This window comes from Burkholderia sp. BCC1644 (genome assembly GCF_902833225.1).
In the GTDB taxonomy this organism is placed as follows: domain Bacteria; phylum Pseudomonadota; class Gammaproteobacteria; order Burkholderiales; family Burkholderiaceae; genus Burkholderia.
This window is the reverse complement of the sequence record NZ_CADFEI010000030.1, coordinates 31,803-52,169: the sequence shown is the minus strand read 5'-3', so window position 1 is coordinate 52,169 and position 20,367 is coordinate 31,803. Positions and strand designations below refer to the sequence as shown.

Below are 20,367 nucleotides of genomic sequence, written 5' to 3'. Positions count from 1 at the left end.
CAGACCTTGCGCATCGTCTCGCGCAGCGGTCACGCCCTTTCGGCATTCACCGCGAACGACCGCGCATCGTCCGTGCCGAATGCGGCCCCATCCTCGGCCTCCGGTGCAAGCGTGCCGGCGCAGGCAGGGCGGGCATCGCTTCCCGCTCCTTCACGTTGCGCCGGCAAGTGCCTGGCGCGCCCTCGAACATGCCGGTTGCGAACGCGTCGCTGCCAGGGATCGCGATCTGGCGGCCGGGCCTGCGCGCGGGTTCGATATCGGGCATGCCGCCAGCCGTGCGCCGGTGGCCGGGCCGGTCGACCTCAATGGAACGGGCAATCCTCCGACGAACCCAGCGGCCGCTGCCCGCGACACCGCATCGGGCAAACGGCGGTGCGCCGGGGCGCGCAGCAAATCATGCTGCGCAGGCGGCCCAAAACGGTCGAATCGTGTCGTGCGGCCGCCCCGAATCGCGACAACCCGCATTTTGGTGATGCTTAAATGAACTCAATGCGTACGACGTCGCATTCGCCACCAGCAGGCGAAAGCGGCGGGTTTCTCGAACCACGCTGGACCCCAGGACCCACTTTCCACAGTCAGGAGCAGTTCGGATGAGCGACGATATCGACAACGGCGGCAAGGGTGGCTTCACGCGCCGCGACATGATGCGGATCATGGCGGCGGGCGGCATGATGGCCGCCGGCGCCGGCGGACTGCTGGTGAATCCCGGGGCTGCCTTTGCGGCGCCCGCGCCGAAGCGCGGCGGCAAGATCCGGGTCGCGAACGAATCGAGTTCGACGGCCGACACGCTCGATCCGGCCAAGGGCTCGACGGGCGCCGACTACATCCGCTTCTTCATGTTCTACAGCGGCCTGACGCAGCTGGATCAAAGCCTCACCCCGCAGATGAACCTCGCCGAGTCGCTGCACACGACCGACGCGAAGACCTGGATCATCAAGTTGCGCAAGGGCGTCACGTTCCACGACGGCAAGCCCGTCGCGCCGGCCGACGTCGTGTACTCGCTGATGCGGCACAAGAACGCGGCCACCGCGTCGAAGGTCAAGACGATCGCCGACCAGTTCGCCGATGCGAAGGCGACGGGGCCCGACGAAGTCACGCTCGTGCTCGCCAGCGCGAATGCGGATCTGCCGGTGATCCTCGCGACGCCGCAGCTCGTGATCACCAAGGACGGCACGACCGACTTCAGCACCGGCATCGGCTGCGGGCCGTACAAGCTGAAGTCGTTCAAGCCGGGCGTATCGACGGTCGGCGTGCGCAACGACAGCTACTTCAAGCCGGGGATGCCGTATCTCGACGAGATCGAGCTGATCGGCATCACCGACAGCGCCGCGCGCCTGAATGCGCTGCTGTCCGGCGACGTGCACCTGATCAACGCGATCGATCCGCGCTCGACGCAGCGGGTCGCGTCGACGCCGGGCTATGCGCTGAAGGAAACCAAGTCGGGGCTCTATACCGACCTGATCGTGCGCAGCGACAATCCGATCACCGCGAACCCCGATTTCGTCGAAGGGATGAAGTACCTGTTCGATCGCGAGCAGATTCGCTCGGCGGTGTTCCGCGGCTACGCGGTGATCGGCAACGACCAGCCGATTCCGCCGGGACATCGCTACTTCAACGCGTCGCTGCCGCAGCGTCCGCACGATCCGGACAAGGCGAAGTTCCTGTTCCAGAAGGCCGGCGCACTGGGTGCCACGCTGCCGCCGATCTATGCGACGTCCGATGCGAACGGGTCGATCGAGATGGCCGTGCTGCTGCAGCAGGCCGGCCAGAAGATCGGGCTGAACCTGCAGGTGAACCGCGTCGCGGCCGACGGCTACTGGTCGAACCACTGGATGAAGCATCCGCTCGGCTTCGGCAACATCAACCCGCGCTCGAGCGCCGACGTGCTGTTCACGCAGTTCTTCAAGTCGGATGCGCCGTGGAACGAGTCGGGCTGGAAGAACCCGAAGTTCGACCAGTTGCTGCTCGCCGCGCGCTCGGAAACCGACGATGCGAAGCGCAAGCAGATGTACGGCGACATGCAGGTGCTCGTGTCGCAGCAGTGCCGGATCGGCATCCCGGCCTTCATCAGCTTCCTCGACGGCTACGACAAGCGGCTCGCGGGCCTCGGCTCGATCCCGACCGGCGGGATGATGGGTTTCATGTTCGCCGAGCACGTGTGGTGGAACGCCTGACGCCGATGCGTGCCGCCGTCGCGCGGCCGGTGCGGGCCACCGCCCCGGTCGTGCGCGATCTTTTCCGGAGTGCCGCTTCATGAATCGAATCCTGCTCGGGCTGATCGCCCGGCGCATTGCGGTCACCGCGCTGACGCTGCTGATCGTGTCGGCGATCATCTTCACGATCACGAACCTGCTGCCGGGCGACGCCGCGCAGGCCGCGCTCGGCCAGTCCGCGACGCCGGAGACGGTCGCCGCGCTGCGCCAGCAGTTCGGCCTCGACATGCCGGCCCACGTGCGCTACCTGCACTGGCTCGTGGGGCTGCTGCATGGCGATTTCGGCCGCTCGCTGTCGGGCGACCTGCCGGTGTCGGAGATGATCGGCGGACGCCTGCCGAAGTCGCTCGCGCTCGCGGCGATCACGACCGCCGTGTCGGTGCCGATCGCGCTGCTGCTCGGGATTCTCGCGGCGGTCAAGCGCGAGTCGGTCGTCGACCGCGTGATCAGCCTCGGCACGCTGTCGCTCGTCGCGACGCCGGAGTTCCTGATCGCGACGGTCGCCGTGCTCGTGCTCGCGGTGAAGCTGCACTGGCTGTCGGCGCTGTCGTACAGCGGTCCCATCGAAAGCCTGCACGATTTCCTGCGCGCGTACGCGATGCCGGTGCTGACGCTGTGCGCGGTCGTGATCGCGCAGATGGCGCGGATGACGCGGGCCGCGGTGATCGAGCAACTGAGCGCGTCGTATGTCGAGATGGCCGTGCTCAAGGGCGCGAGCCCCGCACGCGTCGTACTGCGCCATGCGCTGCCGAACGCGATCGGTCCGATCGCCAATGCGGTCGCGTTGAGCCTGTCGTACCTGCTCGGCGGCGTGATCGTCGTCGAAACGATCTTCAACTATCCGGGCCTCGCGAGCCTGATGGTCGATGCGGTCGGCAATCGCGATTTCCCGTTGGTCCAGGCGTGCACGCTGATCTTCTGCGTCGCCTACCTGACGCTCGTGCTGTTCGCCGACCTGTGCTCGATCGTGTCGAACCCGCGACTGCGGACCTGAGTGTCCCGTCCTTCTTCCGAGATGCCGCCCATGCACCCGACCGAACCCGTTCATCGCAGCAGCGCGCTGCCGCCGTCCGGCGAACCGCGACCACCGTGGGGCGGCGCGACGCCGCCGGCCGCGCCCGCCCCCGACCAGCCGCGCAAACGCCGCGCCGCACGCATGAAACTGACGGCCGGCGGCCGCGTCGGCCTGTCGATGGTCGGCCTGATGCTGTTCATCGCGGTGTTCGCGCCGCTGCTGGCGCCGCACGACGTCGGCGCGATCGTCACGCCGGACGTATTCGCGCCGTTCAGCGCGAAGCTGCCGTTCGGCGCGGACTTTCTCGGCCGCGACATGCTGAGCCGGATCCTGTACGGCACGCGGCTGACCGTGCTGCTGGCGCTCGCGGCGGTGCTGCTCGCCGCGCTGACCGGCACCACGCTCGGACTGCTTGCCACCGTGTCGGGGCGCGCGGTCGACGAGACGATGAGCCGGCTGCTCGATGCACTCACGTCGATTCCGTCGAAGATGTTCGCGCTGATGTTCGTCGCCGCGTTCGGCTCGTCGCTGCCGCTCCTGATCCTCACCGCCGCGGTCAGCTACATGCCGGGCTCGTACCGGATCGCACGCGCGCTGGCGGTCAACATCAGCACGCTCGAATTCGTGCAGGTCGCGAAGGCGCGCGGCGAGAGCGCGTTGTACATCGCATGCGTCGAGATGCTGCCGAACATGATCCATCCGATGCTCGCCGATACCGGGCTGCGCTTCACGTTCGTCGTGCTGCTGCTGAGCGGCCTGAGCTTTCTCGGGCTCGGCGTGCAGCCGCCGTATGCGGATCTCGGCTCGCTCGTGCGCGAGAACATCGCGAGCCTCGGCGACGGCTCGGCCGTCGCGATCATGCCCGCGGTCGCGATCGCGATCCTGACGGTGGGCGTCAACCTGATGATCGACGGCCTGCCGCATCGCGGCCGCCGCAAGGGCGCGGCCGGCGCCGCCGGAGGGCACTGATGCGACACGAATCGAACCCGCTCGTCGAGGTGCGCGGGCTGCGCGTGGTCGGCGGCCGGCCGGGCGGCGAGGAAACGACGATCGTCCACGGTGTCGACTTCGATATCGCGCGTGGCGAGGTGCTCGCCCTGATCGGCGAATCGGGCTCCGGCAAGACGACGATCGCGCTGTCGCTGATGGGCCACGCGCGTACCGGATGCCGGATCGCCGGCGGCTCGGTGAAGCTCGGCGGCACGGACCTCTGCACGCTGTCCGCGCCGGCGCTGGCCGCGCTGCGCGGCCGCAAGGTCGCCTATATCGCGCAGAGTGCCGCCGCTGCGTTCAACCCGTCGCGCACGATTCTCGACCAGGTGATCGAGAGTGCACTGATTCACAAGACGATGACGAAGCGCGATGCGCAGGCGAAGGCGATCGAGCTGTTCCGTGCGCTCGCGCTGCCGGAGCCGGAGACGATCGGCAAGCGCTATCCGCACCAGGTCTCCGGCGGCCAGCTGCAGCGGCTGATGGCTGCGATGGCGCTGATCACCGATCCCGAGCTGGTGATCCTCGACGAGCCGACCACCGCGCTCGACGTGACCACGCAGATCGACGTGCTGCAGGCGTTCAAGCGCGTGATCCGGCGCTACGGGATGAGCGCGGTGTACGTGTCGCACGACCTGGCCGTGGTCGCGCAGATGGCCGACCAGATCGTCGTGCTGAGCGACGGCGTGATCCGCGAGGCCGGCGCGACCGAACAGATCCTGCATGCACCGACGCACCCGTACACGCAGAGCCTGATCGCGGCGGTCACGCCGGGGGATGCCGGACGCGATGCGAAGGCGGCGAGCGCCGCACCGACGCCGCTGCTCGACGTGCGCGGCGCGATCGCCGGGTACGGCGGCCGTACCGCGAAAGGCTGGCCCGCGAAGGTGATCCTGCACGAGGTGGACCTGTGCATCGGGCGCGGGCAGACCGTCGGCGTGATCGGCGAATCGGGCTCCGGCAAGACGACGCTCGCGAAGGTGATCGCGGGCCTCGTGCCGGCGACGGGCGGCGAGATCCTGCTCGACGGCGAGCCGCTCGCGCGCGACACGGCCAAGCGCACCAAGGAGCAGCACCGCCGCGTGCAGATCGTGTTCCAGAACGCCGATACCGCACTCAATCCGGTGCATACCGTCGAGCGCACGCTCGCTCGGCCGCTCGCGTTTTATCACGGGATCAGGGGCGCGCGTGCGCGTCAGCGCGTCGCGGAGCTGCTCGAGCTGGTGCGGCTGCCGCAAGCGGTCGCCGCGCGGCGCACCGGCGAGCTGTCGGGCGGACAGAAGCAGCGTGTGAACCTCGCGCGTGCACTCGCGGCCGAGCCGGACCTGATCCTGTGCGACGAGGTCACGTCGGCGCTCGACACCGTGGTCGGCGCGGCGATCATCGATCTGTTGCGCGACCTGCAGGCAAAGCTCGGGGTGTCGTACGTGTTCATCACGCACGACATCGCGAAGGTGCGCGCGATCAGCGACGACATCGTCGTGCTGTACGCGGGCCGCCGCGTGGAGACGGGCAGCCGCGACGCGCTGTGCGCGCCGCCTTATCACCCGTATTCGCACCTGCTGGTGTCGTCCGCGCCGGAACTGCGCGCCGGCTGGCTCGACGATGCGGCCGAGCGTTGCCATCGGCCGCTGGTGCCGATCGGCACCCGTGCGGATGATGCCGAGCTGTGTCCGTTCCTGTCGCGCTGCGCGATGCGGGTGGACGGCGTCTGCAACCGGACGGCGCCCGTGCTGCGCACGCTCGAGAGCGGCGCGCAGGTGCTGTGCCATCGCAGCGAGGAGGATCTCGTTCGCTTCCAGGCGGAACCGGTGCAGGCCGGCGTCACGCCGGTGCGGCTGTAGCGTGCGGCACGCCGGCCGTTCGTCGCGCGAGCCGATGGCCGGTGTGCCGCAGAGTCTGCTGCGGCGCTCCCGCAAAACGGCGATTTGTGCGCGTGCCGTGCGCGAATACGCGGCAACTGCGCTTTTTGACGGTGCTTAAATGATTGCCATTGAACGGTCTCCGATCGTCGTCTCCAGAAGGCAAGAGAAGGATCCGATGAAATTCGCATCGTACTGGCTGGATACCCGCCCCGTGTTTGGCGCCGGCTGCGAAGGCCCTGTGGAAGGGCGTGCCGACGTGGTCGTGATCGGTGGCGGCTTCACCGGGTTGTCGGCGGCGCTCGCGCTCGCGCAGCGCGGCGTATCGGTGGTCGTGCTCGAAGCCGCGCAGGTTGCAGGCGAAGCGTCCGGCCGCAACGGAGGCCAGTGCAATACGGGTGTTGCTCAGGACTACGCGTCGCTTGCCGCCCGAATCGGCGCCGAGCCGGCGAAGCAGTTCTATCGCGCCTACGAAAGTGCGGTGAAGAGCGTCGAGGCGATCGTCACGGAGCAGGCGATCGATTGCGACTTCCGGCGGGCGGGCAAGCTGAAGCTTGCTGCGAAACCGCAGCATTTCGCGGGACTCGCGAAGACGTTCGATGCGTTACGGCGCGATGTCGATCCGGATATCGAACTGATCGAACCGTCGCGGATCCGCGACGAGGTCGCCTCCGACGGTTTCTACGGCGGGCTCCTGCAGCGCAATGGCGCGCAGATGCACATGGGCAAGTTCGGCGTCGGGCTTGCGCAGGCGGCCGTGCACGCCGGCGCACGCCTCTACGAGCAGGCAGCCGTCACGCAGCTGGACCGGCTGGAGGGCGAGCGCCACGTGATCACCTGCACGCGCGGCACGATCGTCGCCGACCGCGTGCTGGTCGCGACCGGCGCGTCGCAGCACGGCCCGTTCGCGTGGTTCCGGCGGCGCATCGCGCCGGTCGGCAGTTTCATCGTCGTGACCGAGCCGCTGCCCGACGCGCAGCTGAACCGGCTGTTTCCGCACCGCCGTGCGTATGTGACGTCGCGCCAGATCGGCAACTACTTCCGCGTGACGCCCGACAACCGGCTGCTGTTCGGCGGACGCGCGCGTTTCGCGATGTCGAGCCCGCACTCCGACGCGAAAAGCGGCGACATCCTGCGCGCCGGCATGGCCGGCTATTTCCCCGAGCTGGCCAACGTGCGGCTCGATTACTGCTGGGGCGGGCTGGTCGACATCACCGCCGACCGGCTGCCGCGCGCGGGCCAGCACGACGGGCTTTATTACTCGATGGGCTACAGCGGTCACGGCGTGCAGATGTCCGTGCACATGGGCCGCGTGATGGCCGACGTGCTGTACGGCGCGGCCGCGTCGAATCCGTGGCGCGAGCTCGAGTGGCCGGCGATGCCCGGCCATTTCGGGCATGCCTGGTTCCTGCCGATCGTCGGCGCGTATTACCGGATTCAGGATTTCCTGCACTGAAGCGGGCGCCCGGGAGGATTCGAAATGACAGTGCAACTCGTTGGCTCGCCTCGTGTCGCGCAGCCCGTGTCTCCGGCGATCGGCGACGTGCTGCGAGCGATCGACGCGTCGTTCGCGCAGCCGCTGAACCTCGACACGCTCGCCGCGGTGGCCGGATTGAGCGTGTCGCGTTTCACCGCGCGGTTCCGCAGCGAAACCGGCTTGTCGCCGCACCGGTATCTGTGCCTGGTGCGGGTACGGCGTGCGCAGGACCTGTTGCGCGCCGGTCTCGCGCCGTCGGTCGTCGCGACCGACGTCGGGTTCTTCGATCAGAGCCATCTGTGCCGGCATTTCCGGCGGGTGCTTGGCATCACGCCGCGCGATTACGTGGTCGCGCGGGCAGGCGGTGCGACGGCGCGAACCTCTTCGGCGCGCGCGCACGCCGAACGCCGCGAAGCGCCGTGTCACGCGGCGTAGGCGAAAACAGGCACGGTTTGCACGCCGGAGGATCTCGGCAGCAGAGCCGGAGAACGACGATTTCCGATATCGCGCGACGGTGTTCGACCGGACCGTCACGCGCCGCACAGGAGCAGAAATGACCGCAGTTTTCGTATTGCACCGTGCCGACGGCGCACCTTTGTCGACCGCGTTTCGCAAGCAGGCATTCGGCGCGAACGATCCTTTTGCGCAAACGCGGGAGATCGCCTGGGAAGGGCACGACGCGATGGCCGCCGGACGCATCGCCTTCACGGGCGAACTCGACGTGGCCAGCTTTCCGCACATCGAAACCATTGCAATCATCGAGGGCGAGCTGACGCTCGAAGCGGCCGGCGCCGCGCCGCTGGTGCTGGGCCCGGGAGACGGGGCCGTGATCGGCGGCGGCACGGCGCTGCGCGTCATCGCTGCATCGCGCGTGCTGTTCATGTTCTGCGCCGCCGCGTGCGCGACACCGACCAAGCGCGGCGTATTTGCGCTGCGAGCCGATGCCGACTTCAAGCCGTCGGCCACGCTGCCGGCGGAGGTGCTGCTCGGCCCCGCGCCGCAATGCCGCAGCGACAACGTGTTCGTCGACGACGGCGCCGCATGTTGCGCGGGCACGTGGGATTCGACGCCCTATCACCGGATCGTCCGGCCGCATCGCGTGAACGAATTCATGTTCCTGCTGGACGGCGACGTACGGTTCGCCGCGCCGGACGGCAGCGTGCTGTCGCTTGGCGCCGGCGATGCGCTGTTCGTGCCGCACGGCACATCGATCGGGTGGGAGAGCAGCGAACGCGTCGCGAAGTTCTACGTCGTGCAGAACGTCAACGCATCCACCGAGCGAGCCTGAGCATGACCCCACCGCTACGCCATATCGAAACCCTGGCCACGCCGCCGGCTTCGGCCGATGTCGTCGTGATCGGCGGCGGCATCATCGGCGTCTTTACCGCCTATTACCTCGCCCGGCGCGGGGTATCGGTCGCGCTCGTCGAGAAGGGCCGAATCGGCGCCGAGCAGTCGAGCCGCAACTGGGGCTGGTGCCGGCAGCAGAACCGCGATGCGCGCGAATTGCCGATGGCAACCAAGAGCATCGATCTGTGGGAACGATTCGGCGTCGAATCGGGCGAGGACACGGGTTTTCATCGCTGCGGCCTGTTGTACCTGAGCAATGACGAGGCCGAGCTGTCACGTTGGGCCAGCTGGGGCGAGTTTGCGAAGACGGCGGGCGTGACGACGACCATGCTCGACGGCAAGCAGGCCACCGAGCGCGGGCACGCGACCGGGCGGCCGTGGAAAGGCGGCGTGTTTTCGCCGACCGACGGTACGGCCGACCCGGGAAAGGCCGCGCCGGCTGTGGCTGCCGCGTTGATGAAGCTCGGCGGCAGTGTCCACCAGCACTGCGCGGCGCGCGGCATCGAACTCGAGGGCGGGCGCGTCAGCGCCGTCGTCACGGAAGCCGGCGTCATCAAGACCAGGACGGTCGTGCTTGCGGGCGGTGCATGGGCGTCGTCGTTCTGCCGCCAGCTCGGCATCCGTTTTCCGCAGGCGTCGATCCGTCAGTCGATCCTGAGCGTGTCGCCGGTCGAGCATCCGCTGCCGGATGCGATGTACACGTCAGGCGTGTCCGTGACACGCCGCAGCGACGGACGCTACGCGCTGGCGATCAGCGGCCGCGCACGCGTGGACCTGACGCCGCAGTTCCTGCGATTCGCGCCGCAGTTCGTGCCGATGTTCGCGAAGCGCTGGCGAAATCTTCTGCCGGGCGGGCTCGAGGGGCTGCGTGGCGGCCATGAAACGCTGAAGCGCTGGCGCCTCGATGCGCCGACGCCGATGGAGGCGGTCCGCATTCTGGATCCGAAGCCGGACATGCCGACGGTCCACGAAACCTACCGCCGCGCCGTCGAACTGCTGCCCGAACTTCGCGACGCGACGATCACGCACGCGTGGGCCGGGTTCGTCGACAGCACGCCGGACGGCGTGCCGGGCATCGGCGAAGTGCCGGGTGTGCCGGGGCTGATCCTCGCAGCGGGCTTTTCCGGCCACGGCTTCGGGATCGGGCCGGGCGCCGGGCACCTGATCGCGGATCTTGCGACGGGCGCGCAGCCGCTGGTCGATCCGGTGCCGTATCAGCCGGGCCGGTTCAGCGATTCGGCATGGGGCAAGGTCGCCGATTTCTAGTACCCGCGTGATGACTGCCGCGACACGCAGCATCGCCATGCCGGTGGCGCGGATCATCGACGGACGCGCCGATCCAACCTCGTCGAAAGGCTTCGGCCGGCCCGCCATGTCCGGCCACATCGGCAAACCATGGTTCGTGCCGTTTGCGGGCGCGTGGTGCCGACTCAAGGACACCCTGTCATGAATTCATCCACCCGTTCACCCGTTCGTCACCTGATGCAAACCGGAAGGCTCGATCGCCTCTTCATCGACGGCGACTGGGTGTTGCCCGATGGCAGCGACCGGTTCGCGGTCGTCAGCCCGTCCACCGAAGACACGCTGTGCGAAATCCCGTTCGGCAACGCGCGCGACGCGGACCGGGCCGTCACCGCCGCACGCAGGGCCTTCGAACGGTGGTCGGCCACTTCGCCGCAGGCGCGCGCCGCGCTGCTCGATCGCGTGCATGCGCTGATGCTGGAGCGCGCGGAGCTGTTCGCCACGGCGCTGGCCACGGAAATGGGCGCGCCCGTCAGCTACGCGCGCGCCGCGCACGTGCCGCTCGCGGTCGAGCATATCCGGGTCGCGCGCGACAATCTCGCGAGCTATCCGTTCGTCTCGCGGCGGGGAACGACCGCGATCGTACGCGAGCCGATCGGCGTATGCGCGCTGATCACGCCGTGGAACTGGCCGATCTATCAGATCACGGCGAAGGTCGGGCCGGCGCTCGCGGCCGGCTGTACGGTCGTGTTGAAACCCAGCGAACTGTCGCCGCTCAGCGCGCTGCTGTTCGCGGAAGTGATCGCCGATGCGGGCGTGCCCGCGGGCGTATTCAACCTGGTGAGCGGCAGCGGCGCGGAGGTGGGCACCGCGCTGTCGTCGCACCCGGAGGTCGACATGGTGTCGATCACCGGCTCGACGCGTGCCGGTGTGCTGGTGGCGCAGGCGGCGGCACCGACCGTCAAGCGCGTCGCACAGGAGCTGGGCGGCAAGTCGCCGAACATCGTGTTGCCGGATGCGGACCTGCAGCAGGCCATCGCACCCGGCGTGGCCGCCGCATTCCGCAACATGGGCCAGTCGTGCAGCGCGCCGACTCGCATGATCGTGCCGCGCGATGTGCTCGGCGCGGTCGAGGAACTGGCCGTCGCCGCCACGCAAAAGCTGGTTGTCGGCGATCCGTTCGCCGAAACGACGACGCACGGGCCGCTTGCCAATCGAGCGCAATTCGGCCGGGTGGCGCAGATGATCGACGCGGGCATCGACGAACGGGCGAAGCTGATCGCCGGCGGCCCCGGGCGGCCCGCCGGTTTCGACCAGGGCTTTTATGCGCGGCCGACGATTTTCTCCGACGTCCGCACCGACATGACGATCGCGCAGCAGGAGATTTTCGGTCCGGTGCTCGCGATCCTTCCATACGACACCGTGGACGAAGCGATCGCCATTGCGAACGACACGATCTACGGGCTGGGCGCCCATGTGCAGGGCACCGACAAGGCGCGCGTGCGCGCGGTGGCCGCACGCATCCGGGCCGGCCAGGTGCATCTGAACTACCCGGCCTGGGATCCTCAGGCGCCGTTCGGCGGATACAAGCAGTCGGGCAACGGCCGCGAGTACGGGATCGAAGGGATGGAGGAGTACATGGAGGTCAAGTCGATCGTGGGGTTTCACGATTGACGCAGCCGCTGCACGCGAAGCGTCAGCAGTCTCGATTCGAATCGAATTGCCTTGCCAGAGTGTCGAAATTGGAAAAAGCCATCATCCCCGAGACGTCGTTGAAAGCGCATCACGCGCACTGGGCGACATTGCGCCGCGATCTGCATGCGCATCCCGAATTGCGATTCGAGGAGCACCGGACGGCCGACGTCGTCGCCCGTGAGCTCGAGGATCTCGGCTATGCGGTGTCGCGCGGGCTGGGCGGCACGGGTGTCGTCGCGAGCCTGCCCGGTGCGGACCCGGGCCGCGGCATCGTGCTGCGCGCGGATCTGGATGCATTGCCGATCCACGAAGCGAACGACTTCGCGCATGCGTCGTGTGCGCACGGCATCATGCACGCGTGCGGGCACGACGGGCATACCGTCATGCTGCTCGGGGCCGCGCGCATCCTGAAGGAATTGCCGCAGTTGCCGGGCGCCGTGCATTTCGTCTTTCAGCCCGGGGAAGAGGGCGGCGCGGGCGCGCGCAAGATGATCGACGACGGGCTGTTCGATCGATATCCGACGGAGGCCGTATTCGGCATGCACAACTGGCCCGGCTTGCCGGCCGGGCATTTCGGGTTGCGCACCGGCCCGATCATGGCGGCGGGGTCCCGCTTCCGGATCACGGTGACCGGCAAGGGTGCGCACGCGGCTCAACCGCATCGGGGTATCGATCCCGTGCCGCTCGCGTGCGCGATGGTGCTGCAATGCCAGACCATCGCCGCGCGACACAAGGACCCCGTCGATCCTGCCGTCATTTCCGTCTGCATGTTTCATGCGGGCACGACGGACAACGTCATTCCGGACAGCGCCGAGCTGCGCGGGACGATTCGCACGCTGTCGTCGGAATTGCAGCAACAGCTGCAGCGCGATGTCAGGCTCGTATGTGAAGGGCTGGCCGCGGCTTATGGCGCCCGGGTCGACGTCGAGTTCTTTCAGTACTATCCGGCGACCGTCAACACGCCGGCCGAGACGTCGCTGTGCGAAGCAGTCGTTCGCGACGCGTTCGGCGACGAACGCCTGTACCGCGACGTGCCGCCGAACATGACGTCCGAAGACTTCGGTTTCATGCTGGAGGAGCGCCCCGGCGCTTATGTGCTGATCGGCAATGCACCGGCCGGAACGGCTGCACCGTCGCTGCATCACCCGAAATACGACTTCAACGACGACATCATTCCGGCGGGCGTCCGGTATTGGGTTGCCTTGGCTCAGCATTACTTCAGGCGATCGCCGTGATCGCGCGCCTGACGTAGAAGCAGCCGGCAACCAGGTCGCGAATATGCTCGCTGAACGCCCCGGTGCTTACCCGCAACTTGCCGGGCGAGTCACAGCGGGCATCACGCCCGCATCCGTCACAGCAGGCACACGCGACGCAGCGCGACCGTCCTCAGATACACCGATTTGTCGAGCCACGGCACGAACACATACTCGTCGTATGCGTCGCAACCGACCAGGATCCAGTGCGACAGAACGTTTGACATGACGGTCTCCTTGATCCCGCTCGCTTCGAAGTGAAGCGGGGCGGCGCGTCACGATCGCGATCCGTCGTGCCCGCACTCGGTATACCCTGCGCATACGGCTTCTATTCCAGCCGCCGCGCGATGCGCTTCATGCGCAGGATGTCGCACGTCGCCGGAATAAACGGGCCCGCGCCGCGGTATGTGGATCAAGTGCCGGACGCATCGACAGGGAGGGGCCAATGAGCGACGGGGAGAAGCAACTCGGGGACGTTCCTGACCGGTCGCGGTGCGATCGCGAATCCGCCTCGAGCGCGAACGACGAGCCACGGCCGCCGGGGTTTCGGGACCGGATGCGCGGTGCCGCGCGAAGGCTGCAGCTCGGCTCCGGCATCATGTTGTGGATCTATATTTCCATACACATGGTCAATCACGCGCTCGGCATCTGGTCGATCGACGTCGCCGAGCGCGCCCTGCACCTGGCGATCGGCGTCTGGCAAAGCCTGCCCGGAACGATCCTGCTGTACGGCGCGGCCAGCCTGCATTTCGCGCTGGCGATCCGCACCATCTACGGCCGCCGGCACTGGACGCTGCCGCCTGCCGAATGGCTGCGTCTGTGGGCCGGACTCAGCCTGCCGCTGCTGTTGATTCGCCACGTCGTCGGCACACGCATCGCGACGTCGTTCTACGGCTTCGAACCGAACTATGCACGGGTCGTCGTGGCGTTGCTGACGAGCGGCACGCAGGGCCTGCAGATCGCGCTGCTCGCGCCGGGGTGGGTACACGGCAGCCTCGGGTTGTGGTTTCATTTGCGCCGGCGTGCGTTTTTCCATCGCGCGAGGTTCGTGCTGCTCGGGGTGCTCGTCCTGCTGCCCGTGCTGTCGGCGGCCGGATTCGTGCAGATGACGCGCGCGGTCGTGCCGGGCAGTCTCGCCGCGCCGGCCCCCGACGCCGCGCTGGTTGCCCATCGCGCCGCGCTCGACAGCTGGCGCCATCTGCTCGTCGCCGGCTACCTGTCGCTGATCGTCGTCGCGTTTGCCGGCGGGCAGTGGCGAAACCGGTTCGCGGGTGGCGTTTCGCGCGAGCAGCCGTGAACGGCGGCGCGCGCACCGTGGTGCCCGCGCCGGGGAGACGATCCGCACCGTTGGGCTGCGTGCCGAGCGGGCGCGTGGCGGCCGGGCACGGTCTACTGACAGGAATTGGCATGGGCTTCGGCGATACTGTGCGCTTTCGTATTCATCGATCCGCGGCGCACGTCGACTCCCTTCCTTCATGACCACCACTCAGGTTTCCGCCCCGCTGAAAGATTCGTTGGGCGAGCAGCAATTCCGAACGCTGTCCGATGCGCTGCATGCGATCGAACCCGGTTTCGACCGGGCGGCATTTCTGGCGACGGCGCTCGACGGCCTCGACGACCTGACGCTGATGGAACGCGTCAGGCGCGCCAGCGTGGCGATCGACGCGGCGGCGCATTCATTGGCCGGCGGATACGACGCCGTGCTGGCGTTGCTGCAGGAGGCGGCGCCGCGCTTGGGCCGCGGCTTCGTGTCGCTCATCGCGCCCGATTACGTCGGGCAGTACGGGCGGCACGCGTTCGATCGTTCGATGGACGCGCTGAAATGCTTCACGCGGTTCGGCACGTCGGAATTCGCGGTGCGCGAATACCTGCGCATTGATACGGCGCGTGCGCTCGCAACCATGGAAGCCTGGTCGCACGATGCGGACGATGCCGTGCGCCGGCTGGCGAGCGAGGGAAGCCGTCCGCGCCTGCCATGGTCGTTCCGCCTGCGCGACATCGAGGCCGACCCGGCGCTCGCGGCGCGGATTCTCGACACGCTTCGCGCGGACCCGAGCGCCTACGTGCGCCGCTCGGTCGCGAATCACCTGAACGATGTGGCGAAGTCGCATCCGGCCTGGGTGCTCGAGCGCGCCGAACGATGGGGCGGCGACCATCCGCATACGCGCTGGATCGTCCGGCATGCGCTGCGCACGCTCGTGAAGCAGGGCGATGCGCGCGCGCTCGCGATACTCGGTGCCGAAAGCGCGCCGCGTCTCGCCGTCGGCCCGTTCGGCGTGACGCCCGCGCGGGTGGTGCTCGGCGAGTCGGTCACGCTCGACTGCGAGCTGCATTCCACGGCCGACACCGCGCAGCGGCTCGTCGTCGATTACCGGATTGCGTACGTGAAGCAAAATGGCGAGACCTCGCCGAAGGTGTTCAAGCTGAAGGGGCTGACGCTCGAACCCGGCGCGCGCATCGCGCTGCGGCACAGCCGGGCGATCCGCGATTTCACGACGCGCCGGCACTATGCGGGCCGGCACGAGGTCGAGCTGATCGTCAACGGCCAGGTCGTCGCGCGGTCGTTCTTCGAGCTCGCCATGTGAGGATGGCCGGCCGGTTCGATCCCGTCAGGTGAAGCGGCCCGGGGCGTGTTGTGGCCCGGCCGCTGCCTGGCGCACCGGACGTGCGGTGCGATCGCGACCGGACAGCAGGGCGCATCGAGCTCCAGCTCGATACCGACTGCGGAACAGCCGACGAGTGCGTGGGCGATATCAATGGCGATTCGCGCCGCCACCCCCACAAAAGTCGACAAATCGGAACAGCGCGGCGCGGCGTTCCTGCCTACCATTCCGACGCGCCTCCCGGATTCCCGTACCACCCTGGTATCGGCGGATGCACCGTCGCATCCCGCTGTCCGTCTTTGTCTCGCATCCTCACAAGCCGCCAAAAAAAGCAAAGGATTCGCCATGTCTGCCAGATCATTCGCTTCAGTCGCGCTGATGCTGCTGCTTGCCGCGTGCGGCGGCGATGCGGATTCGTCCGCACCGGGCACCTCCGTCGCCTCAGCCGCGACGCGCGCGTCGCCGCCCGTGGCCTGGAAACCGCTCGTGCCCGGCACGAGCTGGCAATGGCAGATCGACGGCAATACGATCAACGAGACCGTGCTCGACCGCGTGAACAATCCTCGCAAGATGTTCGACGTCGACATGGAGCGGACCGATGCGGCGACGATCCAGCGCTTGAAGGCGAACGGCATCTACGTCGTCTGCTACATGGAGACCGGCGGCCGGGAAGACGGCCGCGGCGATGCAGGCCAGTTTCCCGACAGCGTGCTCGGCTACCCCGTCGAAGGATACGAAGATCACGAGCGCTGGCTGGACATCCGCCAGACGAAGATCCTGATGCCGATCATGCTGGCGCGTCTCGACCAGGCGAAGAAAAAGGGCTGCGACGGCGTCGAACCGGATCTGGACGACGGCTATCGGCAGGAAACGGGCTTTCCGCTGACACGCGATGACCAGTTGCGCTACAACACGGCGCTGATCGCCGCCGCGCACGATCGCGGGATGTCGATGGGCCTCAAGAACGGCTCGGGGATCGCCGTCGCGATGGCGAAGATTGCCGACTGGGCGCTCAACGAGGAGTGCAACAACTTCCACGAGTGCGACGGCTACGCGAGTTTCATCGCGCTGAACAAGGCCGTGTTCAACGTCGAGTACACGCGCCCGGACGGCATGACGCTCGCCGATTTCTGTCCGGCGGACAACCGTGCCAACTTCGACGGCATCCTGAAATGGTCGAGCGACACGCTTGCGGCGTTGCCGCGCGCCGCATGCCGGTTCGAATGAGCGGCATCACCGCATGACAGCGCGGCCAACGCACCTTGCGGTCCGTTGGCCGCGCTTCATTGCCGACACCCGCTTCAAAAGGATGCCGAAGCCTGCATGGCGCTCGGCCTCCCGACGGTGCGCCTGCGGATGCCCGTAAAATCCCGACGGCGTCCGTCACCGATCCCGCAGCGGTAAATCCTTCCCTGAACGGGAGGTCGCGTTTATGATCCGCCCATGCAAGCGGTGGTCGCTGGAATCGCCTGATTGGTCGCACGACCAGTCCGTTCCTTCGGGCACCGCTTTCCTTTTGTGCCCGACCTTCACGCGAATTCACGAAGACCCCATGTAGCGTGTGGTCCCGTCAATGCCGAACCGAAAGCGATCTGTAAATAACAATGCTGCCGACAAGTTATAACGCGTTGCTCGTTCTTCTTTCGCTCCTGATCGCCATATTGGCGTCCTACACCGTGCTGGACATGGCCGGGCGTATCAAGACCGCTCGGGGGCACGCCGCACATGGGTGGCTGGTCGGCGGGGCTTGCGTGATGGGTACGGGCATCTGGTCGATGCATTTCGTCGGCATGCTTGCCTTCGCGTTGCCGATTCCGGTCGGGTACGATCCGGCCATTACATTGCTGTCGTTGCTGATCGCCATCGTCTGCTCGACGTGTGCGCTGTGGCTCGTCTGCCGGGACACGCTGAAGTGGTACCGGCTTTGTGGCGGGGCGATGCTGATGGGGGCCGGCGTAGCGGGCATGCATTACACGGGCATGGCCTCCATGCGCATGTCGCCGGGCATCCGGTACGACCCGTTGCTCGTTTGCCTGTCGGTCGCGATTGCGGTGGCCGCATCGGGCGCCGTGCTGTGGATCGTGTTCATCCGCCGTGCCAACTCGTCGCGCGTGCGCCTGCTCAATCTGGGATCCGCCGTGCTGATGGGGGCCGCCATCGCCGGCATGCACTACACCGGGATGGCCGCCGCCCGATTCCCGCTGGGCAGCATCTGCGGGGCGGCCGGCTCCCGCATGGACGCCGGCTGGCTTGCACTGGTCATCATCGTCGCCACGTTGGCCATCCTCTCGATCGCGCTGGTCGTCTCCATCCTTGATCTGCGTCTGGAATCGCGCACGGCGGTACTGGCGACGTCGCTCGCCGAAGCCAATCAGGAATTGACGTATCTGGCGCTGCACGACAACCTCACCAAGCTCCCCAATCGCGTGCTGCTCGAAGACCGGATCGATCAGGCGATCCAGGGCACCGACCGCGAGAAAGGGCGTTTCGCGTTGATGTTCATGGATCTCGATGGATTCAAGGCGGTCAACGACGCCTATGGTCATCATGTCGGCGATCTGTTGCTGGTTGACGTGGCGCGGCGCATCGGCGCGAACCTGCGCTCGCAGGACACGATTGCCCGTCTGGGTGGCGACGAGTTCGTGCTGGTCGTGGCGGTGGACGAGCCTGCAGATGCGGCCGACGTGGCGGACAAGGTATTGGCGGTGATTCGGAGACCGTTCCGCGTGTCCGAGCACGAATTGCGCGTGTCGGCCAGTATCGGCATTGCGCTCTATCCGGGCAACGGCAGCGATTTCCGGGACCTGATGACCAACGCCGATGCAGCGATGTATCACGCGAAGGCGCTCGGCCGAAACGCGTATTGCTTCTTCGAAGCATCGATGAACGCGAATGTTCGCGAGCATTTGAAAATCGTGCAGGAACTCCGTCTCGCGCTGGAGCGGCGTGAACTGGTGCTGCATTACCAGCCGAAGTTCGAAGTGCCCCATGGACCGATCATCGGCGTCGAGGCGCTGTTGCGGTGGATGCACCCGACGCGCGGCCTCATTTCACCCGATCAGTTCATCTCGATCGCGGAAAAGACCGGCTTGATCGTGCCGATTGGCGAATGGGTGCTGGACGAGGCCTGCCGGCAGATGCGCGCGTGGTGCGATGCAGGTCGAACCGACTGGACGATGGCCGTCAACCTGTCGCCGTTGCAGTTCGGTCATGCGAGCCTGATCCAGGTCGTGCAGGCGGCATTGCAACGGCACGCGCTGGAACCGCACTGCCTGACGCTGGAGATCACCGAATCCACCGCGATGCGCGATGCCGACGCCAGCCTGAGAATCCTGCAGCAGCTTCACGACATGGGCGTGCGCATTTCCATCGACGATTTTGGAACCGGTTATTCGAGCCTGCTCTATCTCAAGCGCTTGCCGGCCAGCGAGCTCAAGATCGACCGGGGGTTCATCCGGGATCTCGAACACGATACCGAAGATGCCGCGATCATTTCCGCGATCGTCGCGCTCGGTCGGGCACTCGACCTGAAGATCGTCGCGGAGGGCGTTGAAACGACGGCGCAGCAGCAGTTCCTGACCCGGCTCGGTTGCAACTCGCTGCAGGGCTTTCTGCTCGGGCGCCCGATGCCGGCGGATCATTTCATCGAAATGACCACGCAAGGCAGTGCGCTCAAGAACATCTGATCCCGTCGATATCACGCATCCAGCAGCGCTTGTGCGTTCGGCGCTGGCGCCGGCACGGGCGACCCTGCCGGTGGTGCGATTGCCAGCAGCTGCTTCAACTCGCTGACGACTGTCTGCGCCGGCAGGATGCCTGAGTGTTGGTCAGCGCGGCCCAGGTGCGGCATATCTCCCGCCCGTCCTGTGCAGTACGACGCCCGAGCGGCACTCGAGACACTGCCTGCGTAGGCCGGCACAGGCGCCTCCCCATGGTCTGCCGCCACGCTCCCACCTTCGATTCCGAGTCGCTTGCGTAACGATTCGAAGTCGCCGACCAATTTCGTTGTGCCGTCGTGACGAATACAGCTTCGCGGCACTGATAGACGAGAACGACGCGCCACCGTGTCAGGTCGAATCCACTGACGATGCCGGGCTGGCCGCCGCTATCGGGACTGCCATGCAACACGACAGCGGGGCTGTCCGCAATTTCCAGCGCACCTTGCCGGTATTTGAATCGGTTGACAGATTTTTTTGGGTGGATTGCGGTTTGCTGGCCGCCGATATTCACCGGTTTCCCATACGCGCGACAAAGTGCCGAGAAACTGTTGACGTGTCGATATTGCGACGGTGGGTACCGACACGCGCAAAGGCGTTTGACGATCCATTAAGCGTGCTTTTTCGAACACAACCATTCCGCAATGGCAACGATCAGGGTGCTCCGGATCATGTTCCCGTCCGGCGTGCGTTACGGCGTGCCGTTACGTAACGGGTGCGAGCGTTTCGGTTGCGCAAACGTTGCACTCGATTATTTTGATTTATTCATACCTTTACAATTTCGCACATAGGTCATTGGTTTATCGAGGTTTTTCTGCGTTGCAGCAAAAGAATGGGACTCGATGGCATGGATCGTGCATTAAATGGCACGTGCCGAAGTAGTTAATACCATAACGCCAGACCAATCATGAATCACATCCATATTCCGATATCCGGACGCGACGCGGGGGC

At 66.8% G+C, this 20,367-nt stretch carries 15 protein-coding genes and 1 pseudogene; 15 read left to right on the top strand and 1 reads right to left on the bottom strand.

Annotated elements, in window-relative coordinates; genetic code table 11:
* The first annotated feature begins 590 nt into the window (after window positions 1–590).
* The 11 genes and pseudogenes from HWX87_RS35765 (at window position 591) to HWX87_RS35715 (ending at window position 13,079) form a co-directional block, all read left to right on the top strand.
* Window positions 591–2,174: an ABC transporter substrate-binding protein gene (locus HWX87_RS35765; protein ID WP_176051534.1), complete on the top strand. Its 1,584-nt coding sequence runs from the start codon at window positions 591–593 to the stop codon at window positions 2,172–2,174.
* A gap of 79 nt (window positions 2,175–2,253) precedes the next feature.
* Window positions 2,254–3,207, top strand: coding sequence for an ABC transporter permease (locus HWX87_RS35760; protein WP_176051533.1), 954 nt, complete (start codon window positions 2,254–2,256; stop codon window positions 3,205–3,207).
* 30 nt (window positions 3,208–3,237) lie between these two features.
* Entirely contained in the window at window positions 3,238–4,197 is a 960-nt protein-coding gene (locus HWX87_RS35755) for an ABC transporter permease (RefSeq protein ID WP_176051532.1), read from the top strand.
* Window positions 4,197–6,062, top strand: a complete 1,866-nt coding sequence (locus HWX87_RS35750) for an ABC transporter ATP-binding protein (protein ID WP_176051531.1) — start codon at window positions 4,197–4,199, stop codon at window positions 6,060–6,062. The genes HWX87_RS35755 and HWX87_RS35750 overlap by 1 nt, the downstream gene beginning before the upstream one ends.
* A 139-nt stretch (window positions 6,063–6,201) precedes the next feature.
* Window positions 6,202–7,536, top strand: coding sequence for an FAD-binding oxidoreductase (locus tag HWX87_RS35745; protein ID WP_176051530.1), 1,335 nt, complete (start codon window positions 6,202–6,204; stop codon window positions 7,534–7,536).
* Window positions 7,537–7,560: 24 nt separating this feature from the next.
* On the top strand, window positions 7,561–7,992 hold the full coding sequence (locus HWX87_RS35740) for an AraC family transcriptional regulator (RefSeq protein WP_176051529.1): 432 nt from the start codon (window positions 7,561–7,563) through the stop codon (window positions 7,990–7,992).
* A 118-nt stretch (window positions 7,993–8,110) separates the two neighbouring features.
* Window positions 8,111–8,845, top strand: a complete 735-nt coding sequence (locus tag HWX87_RS35735; RefSeq protein WP_176051528.1) for a cupin domain-containing protein — start codon at window positions 8,111–8,113, stop codon at window positions 8,843–8,845.
* A 2-nt stretch (window positions 8,846–8,847) separates the two neighbouring features.
* Window positions 8,848–10,173: an FAD-binding oxidoreductase gene (locus tag HWX87_RS35730; RefSeq protein ID WP_176051527.1), complete on the top strand. Its 1,326-nt coding sequence runs from the start codon at window positions 8,848–8,850 to the stop codon at window positions 10,171–10,173.
* A 43-nt stretch (window positions 10,174–10,216) separates the two neighbouring features.
* Window positions 10,217–10,357 (top strand): annotated as a pseudogene (locus HWX87_RS35725) (FAD-dependent oxidoreductase); the annotation flags it as partial.
* A complete protein-coding gene (locus tag HWX87_RS35720; RefSeq protein ID WP_176051525.1) occupies window positions 10,354–11,823 on the top strand; it encodes an aldehyde dehydrogenase family protein in 1,470 nt (489 codons plus the stop codon). The pseudogene HWX87_RS35725 and the gene HWX87_RS35720, both read left to right, overlap by 4 nt.
* Before the next feature lie 68 nt (window positions 11,824–11,891).
* Window positions 11,892–13,079 carry a M20 aminoacylase family protein gene (locus HWX87_RS35715; RefSeq protein WP_176051524.1) on the top strand — a complete coding sequence of 396 codons (1,188 nt, stop codon included), beginning with the start codon at window positions 11,892–11,894 and terminating at the stop codon, window positions 13,077–13,079.
* Between the two features lie 116 nt (window positions 13,080–13,195).
* Here HWX87_RS35715 and HWX87_RS38280 read toward each other — a convergent pair whose 3' ends face one another.
* Window positions 13,196–13,324 (bottom strand): hypothetical protein, encoded by a 129-nt coding sequence (locus HWX87_RS38280; protein WP_279612993.1) that lies wholly within the window; start codon window positions 13,322–13,324, stop codon window positions 13,196–13,198.
* Window positions 13,325–13,653: 329 nt separating this feature from the next.
* Here HWX87_RS38280 and HWX87_RS35710 point away from each other — a divergent pair, with 329 nt between their 5' ends.
* The 4 genes from HWX87_RS35710 (at window position 13,654) to HWX87_RS35695 (ending at window position 19,386) form a co-directional block, all read left to right on the top strand.
* On the top strand, window positions 13,654–14,394 hold the full coding sequence (locus tag HWX87_RS35710) for a hypothetical protein (RefSeq protein ID WP_176051523.1): 741 nt from the start codon (window positions 13,654–13,656) through the stop codon (window positions 14,392–14,394).
* Window positions 14,369–15,682, top strand: a complete 1,314-nt coding sequence (locus HWX87_RS35705; RefSeq protein WP_347880186.1) for a DNA alkylation repair protein — start codon at window positions 14,369–14,371, stop codon at window positions 15,680–15,682. Before HWX87_RS35710 ends, HWX87_RS35705 begins: the two co-directional genes overlap by 26 nt.
* 363 nt (window positions 15,683–16,045) lie before the next feature.
* Window positions 16,046–16,927, top strand: coding sequence for an endo alpha-1,4 polygalactosaminidase (locus HWX87_RS35700; RefSeq protein WP_176051522.1), 882 nt, complete (start codon window positions 16,046–16,048; stop codon window positions 16,925–16,927).
* Window positions 16,928–17,304: 377 nt separating this feature from the next.
* Window positions 17,305–19,386: an EAL domain-containing protein gene (locus HWX87_RS35695; RefSeq protein ID WP_176051521.1), complete on the top strand. Its 2,082-nt coding sequence runs from the start codon at window positions 17,305–17,307 to the stop codon at window positions 19,384–19,386.
* Window positions 19,387–20,367: the final 981 nt, after the last annotated feature.

What these genes read in the sequence shown, in the direction of transcription:
- HWX87_RS35740 (WP_176051529.1), top strand. Translation starts at nt 7,561, where the DNA reads ATGACAGTGCAACTCGTTGGCTCGCCTCGTGTCGCGCAGCCCGTGTCT.
- HWX87_RS35695 (WP_176051521.1), top strand. Translation starts at nt 17,305, where the DNA reads ATGCTGCCGACAAGTTATAACGCGTTGCTCGTTCTTCTTTCGCTCCTG.
- HWX87_RS35750 (WP_176051531.1), top strand. Translation starts at nt 4,197, where the DNA reads ATGCGACACGAATCGAACCCGCTCGTCGAGGTGCGCGGGCTGCGCGTG.
- HWX87_RS35710 (WP_176051523.1), top strand. Translation starts at nt 13,654, where the DNA reads ATGCGCGGTGCCGCGCGAAGGCTGCAGCTCGGCTCCGGCATCATGTTG.
- HWX87_RS35700 (WP_176051522.1), top strand. Translation starts at nt 16,046, where the DNA reads ATGTCTGCCAGATCATTCGCTTCAGTCGCGCTGATGCTGCTGCTTGCC.
- HWX87_RS35745 (WP_176051530.1), top strand. Translation starts at nt 6,202, where the DNA reads ATGATTGCCATTGAACGGTCTCCGATCGTCGTCTCCAGAAGGCAAGAG.
- HWX87_RS35735 (WP_176051528.1), top strand. Translation starts at nt 8,111, where the DNA reads ATGACCGCAGTTTTCGTATTGCACCGTGCCGACGGCGCACCTTTGTCG.
- HWX87_RS35755 (WP_176051532.1), top strand. Translation starts at nt 3,238, where the DNA reads ATGCACCCGACCGAACCCGTTCATCGCAGCAGCGCGCTGCCGCCGTCC.
- HWX87_RS35765 (WP_176051534.1), top strand. Translation starts at nt 591, where the DNA reads ATGAGCGACGATATCGACAACGGCGGCAAGGGTGGCTTCACGCGCCGC.
- HWX87_RS35760 (WP_176051533.1), top strand. Translation starts at nt 2,254, where the DNA reads ATGAATCGAATCCTGCTCGGGCTGATCGCCCGGCGCATTGCGGTCACC.
- HWX87_RS38280 (WP_279612993.1), bottom strand. Translation starts at nt 13,324, where the DNA reads ATGTCAAACGTTCTGTCGCACTGGATCCTGGTCGGTTGCGACGCATAC.
- HWX87_RS35720 (WP_176051525.1), top strand. Translation starts at nt 10,354, where the DNA reads ATGAATTCATCCACCCGTTCACCCGTTCGTCACCTGATGCAAACCGGA.
- HWX87_RS35730 (WP_176051527.1), top strand. Translation starts at nt 8,848, where the DNA reads ATGACCCCACCGCTACGCCATATCGAAACCCTGGCCACGCCGCCGGCT.